Genomic DNA, 13,487 nt, shown 5'->3' with positions numbered 1-13,487 from the left:
TTTCGGAGGAGTCCGGGCCCCTCGTTTGCAGTCACCCCGCGCGCTGGATTTGTCATATCTTCATAGCGTTGGGCGCATGAACCACTCACCGCGTCTTTGGACGGTACTCAGCTGCTCCCTGCTGGTCGCGTCCCTCGGGGCCGGCGCCACCGCATGCGGGTCCGGCGACAACAACCCGCTGTCCGCCCGCCCGTACGACGCGGGCGACCAGGTCGTCTTCAACCAGCCCCCCGGCGGCCGCCCCACCGACCCCGACAAGCCGCTGGAGATCACCGCCAAGGGAGCCGAGGCGCGGATCACCGACGTGATGGCCGTGGACACCCACGGCCGCCGCCTGGCGGGCGAGCTCTCGGCCAAGGGCGACCGCTGGCACAGCACCGTCCCGATGGCCGCGGGCGTGCGCTACACGGTCATCGTGAGCACGGAGGACCAGCGGGGCGCCCCAGGGCAGCGCACGCTGACTTTCGAGACCACCCCGGCCAAGAAGGTCCTCAAGGTCGAATTCGGCCCGGACGAGGGCAAGTACGGCGTCGGACAGCCCCTCACGGCCGAACTCAACGAGCCCGTCAAGGACAAGGCCGCCCGCGCCGTCGTCGAACGGGCCCTCGTCGTCGACGCGCCGGCCGGCGTCGACGGCGCCTGGCACTGGGTGGACGACAAGAACCTGCACTACCGCCCGAAGGACTACTGGCCCGCCCACACCACCGTCTCCGTACGGAGCAACCTGGAGGGCATCAAGGTCTCCGACGAGCTCCACGGAGCCGCGTCCAAGCCGCTGAAGCTGGAGATCGGCGACCGCGTCGAGGTCACCACCGACGCCGCCTCGCACTACCTCACGTTCGAGCGCAACGGCGAAGTGATCAACACCATCCCGGTGACCACCGGCAAGCCCGGCTTCTCCACCCGCAACGGGGTCAAGGTGGTCCTCGGCAAGCAGTACTTCGTCCAGATGCGCGGCGACACCGTCGGCATCGGCGGCAGCGAGTACTACAACTTGCCCGTCTACTACGCCACCCGGGTGACGTGGAGCGGTGAATACGTCCACGCCGCGCCGTGGTCGGTCGGCTCCCAGGGCTACGAGAACGTCAGCCACGGCTGCACCGGCATGAGCACCGGCAACGCCGCCTGGTTCTACGAGAACATCACCGAGGGCGACATCGTCAAGGTGATCAACAGCATCGGCGACGACATGGACACCTTCGGGAACGGCTTCGGCGACTGGAACATGGAGTGGAAGGAGTGGCGCGAGGGCAGCGCCCTCCTGAAGGGCACCCAGGAAGGCCGCAGCCCCGTCGACCAGGCGCGGCTGCGCCCCACCGTCTGAGAGCCCCGCAGAAGGCCGTACGGGCCCGCGGGCGGCCGACAGGCCGGCCCGCGGGCCCGCGTCACGTACCGGGGCGTCTCCGGCGCCCCGGGCGCCCCCGGCGCCCCGGCAGCCTCAGGCGGCCGACGACAGCCGCGACCGCAGCAGCCCCGCCAGGGTGTCGGGGAAGTCGACCGGGTCCACCGGAAGGGTGACCGCCGCGTCGGCCCGGCTCCACGTGGCCAGCCAGGCGTCCTGGGGACGCCCCATCAGCAGCAGCACCGGGGGGCACCGGAAGATCTCGTCCTTGATCTGCCGGCACACACCCATGCCCCCGGCCGGCACCGCCTCGCCGTCCAGCACGCACAGGTCGATGCCGCCCGCGTCCAGCTCCTTGAGGACCGCTGGAAGCGTGGCGCACTCCAGGAACTCCACCGGCGGCAGGTCAGCGGCGGGCCTGCGCCCGGCGGCCAGCCGCACCTGCTCCCGGGTGCCCGCGTCGTCGCTGTAGACCAGAACCCGCGCAGTCGCCCGCATTTCGTCCTCCACCCGGCCGTGAATCACGCTGATGATGCGCGGGATGCTACTCCGTCCGACCCGCTGTCAACATCGGTTCCGCAAGCCTCGCGACCGGTCTTCTGATGGGCCGTTCGGGCCTTGCACACCCCCCTGACACTCCGAACGGCACCCCCCGGGGTGAGGGCGGGATAAGCGACCGACATAATGTCGGTCGTGGCGACAGCAACGACAGTAGATACCGGGCACGCGCACCCGACGGTCAATCGGCCGAACCTCGTCAGCGTCGGAACCATCATCTGGTTGAGTTCCGAGCTGATGTTCTTCGCGGCCCTCTTCGCGATGTACTTCACCCTGCGATCCGTGACGGGTGCCGAGTACTGGACAGAGCAGGCCGAGGCCTTGAATCTGCCCTTCTCGGCAACGAACACCACGATCCTGGTGCTCTCCTCCCTCACCTGCCAGCTCGGCGTGTTCGCCGCCGAGCGCGGTGACGTGAAGAAGCTCCGGACGTGGTTCATCATCACGTTCGTCATGGGTGCGATCTTCATTGGCGGCCAGGTGTTCGAGTACACCGAGCTGGTCAAGCACGAGGGCATGTCCCTCTCGTCCGGTCCGTACGGCACGGTGTTCTACCTGACCACCGGCTTCCACGGTCTGCACGTGACGGGCGGTCTCATCGCCTTCCTGCTGGTCCTCGGCCGGACGTACGCGGCCAAGAGGTTCACCCACGAACAGGCCACGTCGGCCATCGTCGTGTCCTACTACTGGCACTTCGTCGATGTCGTCTGGATCGGCCTCTTCGCGACGATCTACCTGATCAAGTAGCGAACACGTCGCCGGGTACCGCTCGGCACACCGTCCAGAAACACCGACGCAGAAGATCCTGACACCGGGGTAATCCGTGAAAAAGCTCTCCGCACGACGACGCCATCCGCTGGCGGCGGTCGTCGTTCTACTCTTCGCGCTGGCGGTCACGGGGGGGCTGTACGCCGCCTTCGCGCCCGCGGGCAAGGCGCAGGCCGATGAAACCGCCCAGTCCCTCGCCATCGAGGAGGGCAAGAAGCTCTACGCCGTGGGCTGCGCAAGCTGCCACGGAACCGGCGGTCAGGGTTCCACTGACGGCCCCAGCCTGGTCGGCGTCGGCTCCGCGGCCGTCGACTTCCAGGTGAGCACGGGCCGCATGCCCGCCCAGCAGCCCGGCGCCCAGGTGCCGAAGAAGCCGAACATCTACACCCAGCCCCAGATCGACCAGCTCGCGGCGTACATCGCGTCGCTCGGTGCCGGCCCGATCACGCCGACCGAGAAGCAGTACGACCCGGCTGGTGCCGACATCGCCGCTGGTGGCGAGCTGTTCCGCAACAACTGCGCGCAGTGCCACAACTTCACCGGCGAGGGTGGCGCGCTGACGCTCGGCAAGTACGCCCCGAACCTCGAGGACGTCGAGCCGAAGCACATCTACGAGGCCATGCTCACCGGCCCGCAGAACATGCCCTCCTTCCCGGACAGCACCATGCCGGAGAAGCAGAAGAAGGACATCATCGCGTACCTCCAGAACGTCAACGGCGAGAAGTCGACCAGCCCCGGTGGCCTCAAGCTCGGTGGCCTCGGCCCCGTCTCCGAGGGTCTGTTCGGCTGGATCTTCGGTCTGGGTGCGCTGATCGCTGTCGCCGTCTGGGTCGCGGCCCACACCGCTAAGGCCAAGAAGTCATGAGTAGCCAAGACATTCCCGAAGACAAGCACCTGCCGAGCGAGCAGGGCGACGCGCACCACGGTGCCGTAGCGGTCGCGGACGACCCGTTCGCGGACCCCGGCCTCCCGGTCCACAAGCCGCGCATCCAGGACATCGACGAGCAGGCCGCCAAGCGGTCCGAGCGTACGGTCGCGATGCTGTTCACGCTGTCGATGCTGGCCACGATCGGCTTCATCGCCTCGTACGTGGCCATCCCGGTCGACAAGATCGTTTTCATCTTCCCCGTCGGGAAGGTCAGCGCGCTGAACTTCGCGCTGGGTCTGACGCTCGGCACGGCCCTGTTCTGCATCGGCGCCGGCGCGGTCCACTGGGCCCGCACGCTGATGTCCGACGTCGAGGTCGCCGACGAGCGCCACGAGATCGCCGCCTCCCCGGAGGTCAAGGCGAAGGTCATGCAGGACTTCGCCGACGGTGCGAACGAGTCCGGCATCGGCCGCCGCCCGCTGATCCGCAACACGATGCTCGGCGCGCTGGCCCTGCTGCCGCTCTCCGCCGTCGTGATCCTGCGCGACCTGGGCCCGCTGCCCGAGGACAAGCTGCGCAAGACCCTGTGGTCCAAGGGCAAGCTGCTCATCAACCAGAACACGATGGAGCCGCTGCGTCCCGAGGACGTCCTGGTCGGTTCGCTGACCTTCGCCATGCCGGAAGGCCTGGAGGAGGACCAGCACGACTTCCAGGTCCAGATCGCCAAGGCCGCCCTGATGATCGTCCGTATCCAGCCGGAGGACATCAAGGACAAGCAGGAGCTGGAGTGGTCCCACGACGGGATCGTGGCCTTCTCCAAGATCTGCACCCACGTCGGCTGCCCGATCAGCCTGTACGAGCAGCAGACGCACCACGTGCTCTGCCCGTGCCACCAGTCCACCTTCGACCTCTCCGACGGCGCCCGTGTCATCTTCGGCCCGGCCGGTCACGCTCTGCCGCAGCTGCGGATCGGCGTGAATAGCGAAGGCTTCCTCGAGGCGCACGGCGACTTCGAAGAGCCCGTCGGTCCTGCATTCTGGGAGCGCGGATGAGCACCTCAGACAACAACGCGCGCAACGCGTCGCGCGGCGAGCGCGTAGCCGACTGGGCGGACGGCCGCCTGGGCATCTACGGCCTCGCCAAGGCGAACATGCGCAAGATCTTCCCGGACCACTGGTCCTTCATGCTGGGTGAGATCTGCCTCTACAGCTTCATCATCATCATCCTCACGGGTGTGTACCTGACGCTGTTCTTCCACCCGAGCATGAACGAGGTCGTGTACCACGGCTCGTACGTGCCGATGCAGGGCGTCATGATGTCCGAGGCCTTCGCCTCGACCCTGGACATCAGCTTCGACGTCCGCGGTGGCCTGCTGATCCGCCAGATCCACCACTGGGCGGCGCTGATCTTCGTCGCGGCCATGGTCGTGCACATGATGCGCGTCTTCTTCACCGGCGCGTTCCGCAAGCCGCGTGAGGTCAACTGGATCTTCGGCTTCCTGCTGCTGGTCCTCGGCATGTTCACCGGCTTCACCGGTTACTCGCTGCCGGACGACCTGCTCTCGGGTACCGGTGTCCGCTTCATGCAGGGCGCCATCCTCTCCGTCCCGGTCGTCGGCACCTACCTGTCGATGTTCCTGTTCGGCGGGGAGTTCCCGGGCGGCGACTTCGTCGCACGCTTCTACTCGGTGCACATCCTGCTGCTGCCCGGCATCATGATGGGCCTGCTGGTCGCGCACCTGATCCTGGTGTTCTTCCACAAGCACACCCAGTTCGCCGGCCCCGGCAAGACGAACAACAACGTCGTCGGCATGCCGCTGCTGCCGGTCTACATGGCCAAGGCCGGAGGCTTCTTCTTCCTGGTCTTCGGTGTCATCGCGGCCATCGCGGCGATCGCCTCGATCAACCCGATCTGGGCGCTCGGCCCGTACCGCCCGGACCACGTGTCCACCGGTGCGCAGCCCGACTGGTACATGGGTATGCCGGAAGGCCTCATCCGAGCCATGCCGGGCTGGGAGATCAACCTGTGGGGCCACACGCTCGTCCTGGGCGTGTTCATCCCGCTGCTGCTCTTCCCGCTGGTCCTCGGCGCCATCGCCGTCTGGCCGTTCATCGAGTCCTGGGTCACCGGCGACAAGCGCGAGCACCACATCCTGGACCGCCCGCGCAACGTCCCGACCCGTACGGCCTTCGGTGTCGCCTGGATCGCGGAGTACATCGTGCTCCTCATCGGCGGCGGCAACGACATGTTCGCCCAGTACTTCCACCTGTCGATCAACTCGATCACGTGGTTCGTCCGGATCGGCTTCTTCGCCGTCCCGGTCCTGGCGTTCATCGTCACCAAGCGGATCTGCCTCGGCCTCCAGCGCCGGGACCACGACAAGGTGCTGCACGGTCGCGAGACCGGCATCATCAAGCGCCTGCCGCACGGTGAGTTCGTCGAGGTCCACGAGCCGCTGTCGCAGGGCAAGCTGCACACGCTCACCGCGCACGAGCAGTACAAGCCGGTCGAGATCGGCCCGACGGTCGACGAGAACGGTGTCGAGCGCAAGGTGACGCGCGGCGAGAAGCTGCGTGCGAAGCTCAGCAAGGGCTTCTACGCGGAGAACAACCAGATTCCGAAGCCCACGGTGGAGGAGTACAAGGAGATCCAGGCCGGACACGGCCACCACTGATCTCCGGCACGACCGCTTGAGGGACCGGTTCCGGCCGATCCTGGTGTCGCCACGGCGAGAGCCCCGTCCAGTCGCTGGACGGGGCTCTTTGCCGTCTCCGGGGCTGGATAGGCTGAGATCCTTCCCATCGGACGTACGAACCCCGACGAGCAGCAGGAGCTGACCATGAACGTTGCGACCCCGGCAGGCGGCGACAGCGTGGCGGCCCGCGGCTGGCCGGGCATCCTCGAAGCGCTGGTCAACCGGCAGGACCTCGGCAGCGACGACACCGCCTGGGCGATGGAGCGGATCATGCGCGGCGAGGCCACGGACGCGCAGATCGCGGGCTTCGCGGTGGCCCTGCGGGCCAAGGGCGAGACCGTGGCCGAGTACACGGGGCTGGTCCGGACGATGTACGCCCACGCCAACCTGATCGAGGTGCCCGGGCGGACCGTGGACATCGTCGGCACGGGCGGCGACGGCGCCAAGACGGTCAACATCTCGACCATGTCGGCCATCGTGGCCGCCGGTGCGGGCGCCAAGATCGTCAAGCACGGCAACCGGGCGGCGTCCTCCGCCAGCGGCTCCTCCGACGTCCTGGAGAAGCTCGGCGTCAACCTGGCCCTCACCCCTGAGCGGGTGGCACAGGTCGCCGAGGAGGCCGGCATCACCTTCTGTGCCGCGGTCGTCTTCCACCCGGCCCTGCGGTACGCCGCCTCGGCCCGCCGCGACCTCGGGGTGCGCACCGCCTTCAACGGCCTCGGCCCGCTCACCAACCCCGCCCGCGTCAAGGCGCAGGCGGTCGGCGTGGCGGACGCGCGGCTGGCCCCGATCATGGCCGGGGTGCTCGCCGAACGGAACACCTCCGCCCTGGTCTTCCGCGGCGACGACGGCCTGGACGAGCTGACCACCACCGGGACCTCCCGGGTGTGGTGGGTCCGGGACGGCGAGGTCACGGAGCACGCCTTCGACCCGCGCGACGTCGGCATCGAGACGGTCGACATCTCGGCCCTGCGGGGCGGCGACCCGTCGTACAACGCGGACGTCGCCCGCCGCCTGCTGGCGGGGGAGACGGGCCCGGTGCGCGACGCCGTGCTGCTGAACTCGGCGAGTGCCCTGGTGGCGCTGGACCCCGGCACGGGCACGCTGGAGGAGCAGCTCGCGGCCGCCATGGCCCGCGCGGCCGGGGCCATCGACTCCGGGGCCGCCCGTGCGGTGCTGGAGCGCTGGGTGGCGGCCAGCAACGCCTGAGCCCGCGCGGCCCCTCCGGCCACGGCCCCGGTCCACGATGTGGACCGGGGCCTTGCGCGTGCGGGATCTTGTGGCAGGATGCTTTCCAAGGTCACGAGTGACAGCGTTTAGGCCCCGGCTTGCTGTCCGGCAACCCTCCTTCCGTGGCGGGGTGCCCCGGGTGATGACCAGGTCGTAGGCAGCGAGGTCTACGGCAAGCGCGGATCCCTCGACACCAGGGGTCCTGGTCTCTCGAGGAGCGTTTTCCGTGAGCAAGCGAATGCGATAGGGCGACTCCGCCCCTTCTTCAACCCTCGGATCAGGGTCCCTTCCGCGTACCCCCGATCAGTCCGAGGACTTTCCCGTACCCCTGACGGCCGCCGCCGCGCAGCCGTACCCGCGTACGGGCACACCGAAGCCATTCAGCCCTGCCTGCCGGGAGATACCGCCATGTCCGCATCCCTGAACGCCGCCACCGCCGCCTGCACCGCCGACGCCGGGGGCCCCGCCTGTGACGGGCCGCTGCCGGTGCTCGGCCGGGACGTCACCGTCCCCCTCGTCACCGGCGGCGAGGTCACCTACGCCGCCCTCGACTACGCGGCCAGCGCCCCCGCGCTCCAGCGGGTCTGGGACGACGTCGCCGCGTACGCCCCCTACTACGGCAGCGTCCACCGCGGCGCCGGGTACCTCTCGCAGCTGTCCACCGACCTGTTCGAGCAGAGCCGGGCCACGGTCGCCGAGTTCCTCGACTGCCGCCCCTCCGACCAGGTGGTCTTCACCCGGTCCACCACCGACTCCCTCAACCTGCTCGCCGCCGCGCTGCCCGCCGGCTGCCGGGTCTTCGTCTTCGAGACCGAGCACCACGCCTCCCTGCTGCCCTGGGGCGACGCCCGGGTCACCTACCTCAACGCCCCCCGCACACCCGGCGAGGCCGTCGCCACGCTGGAGCGGGCCCTCGCCGACCGCACTGCATCCATTGAAGAGGGCCACGGCCCGGCCCTGGTCTGCGTCACCGGCGCCTCCAACGTCACCGGTGAGCTGTGGCCGGTGAAGGAGCTCGCCGCCGCCGCGCACGCCCACGGTGCGCGGATCGTGCTGGACGCCGCCCAGCTGGCCCCCCACCACCCCGTCTCCGTGCGGGAGCTGGACGTGGACTGGGTCGCGTTCTCGGGCCACAAGCTGTACGCCCCCTTCGGCTCGGGCGTGCTGGCAGGCCGCGCCGACTGGCTCCAGGAGGCCGAGCCGTACCTCGCCGGGGGCGGCGCCTCCCGCAAGGTGGCCCGCCGCGAGGACGGCGGCGTCGACGTCGAGTGGCACACCACCGCCGCGCGGCACGAGGCCGGCTCGCCGAACGTCATCGGCGTCTACTCCATCGCCTCCGCCTGCCGCGCGCTGCGGGAGGCCGGCTTCGAGAACCTCGTCGCCCGGGAGGAGCACCTCATCGCCAAGGTCCGCGAGGGCCTGGCGGAGGTCCCGGCCGTGCGGGTGCTGTCCCTGTTCGGGGACGACGCCCCGCGCGTCGGCGTCATCTCGTTCGTGGTCGACGGCTGGAACAGCTCGCACTTCGCGGCCGCGCTGTCCGCCGAGTACGGGATCGGGGTGCGGGACGGCCTCTTCTGCGCCCACCCGCTGGTACGGACCCTGCTGGGCAGCGAGCCGCAGGCCCAGGGCGCGTGCGGGGCGCCGGAGGCGGCGCCGGGGGAGCGGTCGCTGAACGCGATCCGGGTCAGCTTCGGGGCCGGCACCCCGGACGAGCACGTCGAGCGCTTCGTGAGGGCAGTTCGGGAACTGGTCGAGGACGGCGCGAAGTGGCAGTACCGCACGGAAGAGGGCCGCTGCGTCCCGGCTGTGTAGTGCGGTGGCGCGGTGGCGGCCGCTGCGCGGGGAGCGGCCCCGCGCAGCGGTGACCGGGTACCGGCCCGGGAGGGGGCTAGGCGTCCAGGCCGATGGCGAATGCGGCTTCGAGGTCGTGCTGGGAGTACGTGCGGAACGCGACGTGGGTGTCGGTGGCCTCGACGCCCGGGATCTTGCTGATGCGCCCCGGGATGATGTCCGCGAGGTTCTCGTGGCGGGCCACGCGGACCAGGGCGATCAGGTCGTACGTACCGGTGACGGAGTAGACCTCGCTGACGCTGTCCAGCTGCGCGATGGACTCGGCGATCTCGGGGATCCGGTCCACGCTGGTCTTGATGAGCACGATCGCGGTGATCACGGTTGGCTGTCTCCCTCGCCGGCAGTCACTGGTCTCCTCACTCTAGTCGTACGGCGATAGCGGGCCCACGCGTAGAAGAAGCCCAGCGAGAAGCCCACCACGTGGGCCAGATAGGCCACTCCGGGACCGCTTCCCGCGCGGTGCGCCGCCAGCCATTGGAGGCCGAACCAGAACAGCAGCACGATCCACGCCGGGAACCGCAGCGGCAGGAAGAGCAGGAACGGGAACAGGCTCGTCACCCGGGCCCGCGGGAAGAGGCACAGGAAGGCCCCCAACGCCGCCGAGATCGCCCCCGAAGCCCCCACCAGGGTCTGGTCCGAGGACGCGTTGGCCGCCGCGTAGGCCGTCAGCGCGAGGTACCCCGTACAGACGTAGAACACGAGGAACGGCGTGCGGCCCATCCGCTCCTCCGTCATCGCGCCGAAGACGTAGAGGAACAGCATGTTCCCGAGCAGGTGCAGCCAGCTGCCGTGGACGAAGAGCGCCGTCAGAGGGGTCAGCAGCGGGCGCCCGGCACCCGAGAACAGCTCGTCGGGTACGACGCCCCAGTGCCGGAAGTACGCCGTCCCCGTCTCGACCAGCAGGTCGCCCGTCCCGTAGGCCGGGTTCAGGCCGGAGGCGGGGCCCATGAAGAACACCGCGCAGCAGGCGGCGATCAGCGCGTACGTGACCACGGGGCCCCGGGCGGCATCGCACAGGGTCCGCCACTTTACGATCATGAGACAGAGCATGACGCAGGCGGACCCACCTGAGGGTGGTGCCAGGCCGTAGGGTTACGTGCTGCGGTCCGCCGACCGCGGCGTAGGGCTTTAATTGAATGAGCTACGAAGGAGAGAGCGGCCTGATGACGGTTCCCCTGCCGACCGACACCACCCGGTGGCGCTGCACCCTGTGCGGCAACCTCACGCGGTTCGATGTCACCCGATCGTCGAAGGTCGTGGAGTACGTCCACCTCGATCTTGCCGGGGAGCCCAAGGTCGAGGAGCGCGAGGTGGTCAGTGAGACCATCGAGTCGGTCCGCTGCCGCTGGTGCAACGCGGTGGACCAGATCGAGCTCGTGGACAGGCCGGGCGCCGACTCCTGACGGAGCCGGGCCCACAGTAGATCACGGTAGGGGTGACGGATTGTGGAGCCAGCAAGCGGCGCGAGGCCGGCCGACGCGGCCGGCGACGCCGCGGAGGTCCTCGACCGCCCGCTGCCGGAAGGCGTGCGGCGCCGGGTCGTCGCGATCGTCTCGGACGCCTTCGGCGGTCTGACGGTCGGGGACCTCCCGGCGCAGCTGCGCCAGTACGCCCGGTTCACCCCGACCCGGCGCGCCAAGTTCGCGGGCAACGCCATGGCCGCGGCCGTGGAGACCGACGGGGTCTTCCGCAGCCGGATCGCGGAGAAGCTGCGCGAGGCCCAGCCGGAGCTGGCCGGGGCCCTGGAGTCCGGGGCGCCGCCCGCCGCGGCGGACCCGCTGGACGTGGCGGCAGCCGCGTACGTGCTGCGCCCGGTCGGCTGGGTGAAGCTGGTGGCGTCCGCCGGTGAGGAGGCGCAGCGCGCCGACGCCGAGCGGGTCGGCGACGAGACCCGGCGGGAGCTGGAGCGGCTGCGCGAGGAACTGGCCCACCTGAAGGAGGCCCACCGCTCCGGGGGCGAGCAGGTGCGTGCCGAGCTGGAGGCCGCCCGCAAGGAAGCGGAATCGCTTCAGCGCAAGCTGCGCAGCGCCCTGAGCGACGTCAAGCGGGGCGAGGCGGCCCTGCGCAAGCTGGGCGGCGAGATCGACGGGATCCGCGGTGAGGCGGCGGCGCAGGTGGCCGCCGCCGAGAGCGAGTCCCGGCGCCTCAAGTCCCGTCTCGCGGAGGTGGAGTCGGCGCTGGAGACCTCGCGCCGGGCCACCCGTGAGGGGCGCAGCATCGAGGACATGCGGCTGCGGCTGCTGCTGGACACGGTGCTGGACGCGGCCGCGGGGCTGCGCCGCGAGCTGGCGCTGCCGCCGGTGTCCACGCGGCCGGCCGACACCGTGGACGCGGTGGAGCCGGGCCGGATGACCCCGAAGGACATTGCGGCGCGCGCCCTGTCCGAGACCGATCCGGCGCTGCTGGACCAGCTGTTGGCGCTCCCTCAGGCGCACCTGGTGGTCGACGGCTACAACGTGACGAAGACCGGCTATCCGACGATGCCGTTGGAGAAGCAGCGGCTGCGGCTGCTGGGCGGGCTGTCGATGCTGGCCGCGCAGACGGGTGCCGAGATGACGTGCGTCTTCGACGGCGCGGAGCTGGCGGCGCCGGTGCTGCTCGCGCCGCCGCGCGGGGTGCGCGTGCTGTTCTCCAAGGCGGGTGTGACGGCCGACGAGTTGATCCGCCAGCTGGTGCGGGCGGAGCCGCCCGGCAGGCCGGTGGTGGTGGTCTCCACCGACCGTGAGGTGGCCGACGGGGTGGCGAAGGCGGGCGCCCGGCCGGTGACGTCCGCATTGCTGCTCAAGCGGCTTTCGCGCGTTTCGTAACGCAAGCGGAAGACGTACTGTCAGCTCCTCGGTACTCAGCGTGGGGCCTCTGTGAAGAAAGCGGAACGGCGTTGGGATTTTTTCTGCAGGGGGTTTGAAGTGATCAAGGACAGGTCGTTAGGGTCCGCTCAAACCTTCGTGCGGTAGCTCACTCGTTCGGGTGCGGGCGGGGGTGACCCCTAGGGAGAAGGAGCCCGCCCCCGTGGCGTCCCACCGTCGACCCAAGCCGCCGGCCCGCACGCGCGTGACCGTGCTCACCGCGACCGCCGCCGCGGCGGTCGCCCTCTCCTCGCAGTCCGCCACGGCCGCCCCCGCCGGGCCGGACAAGGACGAGGTCAAGAGCAAGGCCGACGCCCTCTACGAGGAGGCCGAGCAGGCCACCGAGAAGTTCAACGGGGCCCGCGAGCACCAGGAGCGGCTCGAAAAGGAGATCGCGCAGCTCCAGGACGCCGTGGCCCGCGACCAGGGCGAACTCAACGACCTGCGCAACACGCTCGGTTCCCTGGCCACCGCCCAGTACCGCGGCGGCGGCGTCGACCCGTCCGTCGCACTCCTGCTCTCCGGCGACCCCGAGACCTACCTCGACAAGGCCTCCACCCTCCAGCAGTTGAGCAGCAGGCAGTTGGAGGCGATAGCCAGGATCCAGGCCAAACAGCGCGCCCTCGCCCAGCAGCGCCAGGAGGCCGCCGGCAAGCTCGCCGACCTCGACGCCACCCGCAAGGAGCTCGGCGAGAAGAAGAAGGCCGCCCAGGACAAGCTCGCCGAGGCCCAGGCCCTCCTCAACACGCTGAGCGCGCAGGAGCGCAGCCGGCTCAAGGAGGAGGAGGCCAAGCAGAGCAGGGCCGGCCAGAAGGCCGCCCCCGCCGTCAGCGCCTCCGGCCGCGCCGGAGCCGCGCTGGCCGCGGCGAAGACCAAGCTGGGCAGCGCGTACATCATGGGCGCCACCGGCCCCAGCGCCTACGACTGCTCAGGGCTGACCCAATGGGCCTACGGACAGGCCGGCGTCGGCATCAGCCGTACCACCTACACCCAGGCGAACGACGGCACGCGCATCGGCCGCAGCCAGCTCCAGCCCGGCGACCTGGTCTTCTTCTACGACGACCTGCACCACGTCGGCCTGTACGCCGGCAACAACCTGACCCTGCACGCCTCCAACCCGCGCGGCGGCGTCAAGTACGAGTCGATGGACAACATGCCGTTCCAGTTCGGCGTCCGCATCTGACCCGACGCCCCAGGGGGTGCGCCGCACACCGCCCATCCGGGCGAATTGCGCGGACCCGCCCTGACCCCGCGCCCCGCCCATGACCTGCGTCTGAGGCGGGGCGCCGTCATGTGCGCTCCCCGGCGGCCGTTGGCCGGTGCGTGGCC

Annotated in this window: 13 protein-coding genes and 1 riboswitch; of the genes, 10 read left to right on the top strand and 3 right to left on the bottom strand. The window is 70.0% G+C overall.

Annotated elements, in window-relative coordinates:
• Positions 1-76 precede the first annotated feature (76 nt).
• On the top strand, positions 77-1,324 hold the full coding sequence (locus ACZ597_RS13360) for a L,D-transpeptidase (protein ID WP_471328568.1): 1,248 nt from the start codon (positions 77-79) through the stop codon (positions 1,322-1,324).
• Between the two features lie 114 nt (positions 1,325-1,438).
• On the opposite strand, the gene ACZ597_RS13355 is transcribed toward ACZ597_RS13360, so the two are convergent.
• The gene (locus ACZ597_RS13355; protein ID WP_125818806.1) at positions 1,439-1,840 is read right to left on the bottom strand and encodes a DNA-binding transcriptional response regulator; all 402 of its coding nucleotides are present in this window, start codon (positions 1,838-1,840) and stop codon (positions 1,439-1,441) included.
• Positions 1,841-2,026: 186 nt separating this feature from the next.
• Between ACZ597_RS13355 and ctaE the strand changes: the two genes are divergently transcribed.
• The 6 genes from ctaE (at position 2,027) to ACZ597_RS13325 (ending at position 9,273) form a co-directional block, all read left to right on the top strand.
• The gene (ctaE, locus tag ACZ597_RS13350) at positions 2,027-2,647 is read left to right on the top strand and encodes an aa3-type cytochrome oxidase subunit III (RefSeq protein WP_007263684.1); all 621 of its coding nucleotides are present in this window, start codon (positions 2,027-2,029) and stop codon (positions 2,645-2,647) included.
• A gap of 76 nt (positions 2,648-2,723) precedes the next feature.
• On the top strand, positions 2,724-3,533 hold the full coding sequence (qcrC, locus tag ACZ597_RS13345; RefSeq protein WP_125594498.1) for a cytochrome bc1 complex diheme cytochrome c subunit: 810 nt from the start codon (positions 2,724-2,726) through the stop codon (positions 3,531-3,533).
• On the top strand, positions 3,530-4,588 hold the full coding sequence (gene qcrA / locus ACZ597_RS13340; protein WP_471328565.1) for a cytochrome bc1 complex Rieske iron-sulfur subunit: 1,059 nt from the start codon (positions 3,530-3,532) through the stop codon (positions 4,586-4,588). Before qcrC ends, qcrA begins: the two co-directional genes overlap by 4 nt.
• Positions 4,585-6,210, top strand: coding sequence for a cytochrome bc1 complex cytochrome b subunit (qcrB, locus tag ACZ597_RS13335; RefSeq protein WP_471328563.1), 1,626 nt, complete (start codon positions 4,585-4,587; stop codon positions 6,208-6,210). Before qcrA ends, qcrB begins: the two co-directional genes overlap by 4 nt.
• A 165-nt stretch (positions 6,211-6,375) precedes the next feature.
• Positions 6,376-7,440, top strand: coding sequence for an anthranilate phosphoribosyltransferase (gene trpD, locus ACZ597_RS13330; protein ID WP_471328561.1), 1,065 nt, complete (start codon positions 6,376-6,378; stop codon positions 7,438-7,440).
• Between the two features lie 89 nt (positions 7,441-7,529).
• Positions 7,530-7,646, top strand: a riboswitch (SAM riboswitch).
• Positions 7,647-7,869: 223 nt separating this feature from the next.
• Positions 7,870-9,273: an aminotransferase class V-fold PLP-dependent enzyme gene (locus ACZ597_RS13325; protein ID WP_471328559.1), complete on the top strand. Its 1,404-nt coding sequence runs from the start codon at positions 7,870-7,872 to the stop codon at positions 9,271-9,273.
• A gap of 76 nt (positions 9,274-9,349) precedes the next feature.
• Here ACZ597_RS13325 and ACZ597_RS13320 read toward each other — a convergent pair whose 3' ends face one another.
• Together ACZ597_RS13320 and ACZ597_RS13315 are read right to left on the bottom strand one after the other, a co-directional pair.
• Positions 9,350-9,631 (bottom strand): Lrp/AsnC family transcriptional regulator, encoded by a 282-nt coding sequence (locus tag ACZ597_RS13320; RefSeq protein ID WP_007263678.1) that lies wholly within the window; start codon positions 9,629-9,631, stop codon positions 9,350-9,352.
• Positions 9,628-10,362 (bottom strand): rhomboid family intramembrane serine protease, encoded by a 735-nt coding sequence (locus ACZ597_RS13315; RefSeq protein ID WP_471328557.1) that lies wholly within the window; start codon positions 10,360-10,362, stop codon positions 9,628-9,630. Before ACZ597_RS13315 ends, ACZ597_RS13320 begins: the two co-directional genes overlap by 4 nt.
• 113 nt (positions 10,363-10,475) lie before the next feature.
• Between ACZ597_RS13315 and ACZ597_RS13310 the strand changes: the two genes are divergently transcribed.
• From ACZ597_RS13310 to ACZ597_RS13300, 3 genes are all read left to right on the top strand, one after another.
• Positions 10,476-10,715, top strand: a complete 240-nt coding sequence (locus ACZ597_RS13310) for a hypothetical protein (RefSeq protein ID WP_249771655.1) — start codon at positions 10,476-10,478, stop codon at positions 10,713-10,715.
• A gap of 39 nt (positions 10,716-10,754) precedes the next feature.
• Positions 10,755-12,119, top strand: a complete 1,365-nt coding sequence (locus tag ACZ597_RS13305; RefSeq protein WP_471328894.1) for an NYN domain-containing protein — start codon at positions 10,755-10,757, stop codon at positions 12,117-12,119.
• A gap of 202 nt (positions 12,120-12,321) precedes the next feature.
• Complete coding sequence (locus ACZ597_RS13300; protein WP_471328555.1) at positions 12,322-13,341, top strand: C40 family peptidase; 1,020 nt, start codon at positions 12,322-12,324, stop codon at positions 13,339-13,341.
• Positions 13,342-13,487 lie beyond the last annotated feature (146 nt).

The organism is Streptomyces sp. NPDC040718 (assembly GCF_055593565.1).
The sequence above is the reverse complement of the archived record's forward strand: the minus strand, read 5'-3'. Positions and strand labels throughout refer to the sequence as shown.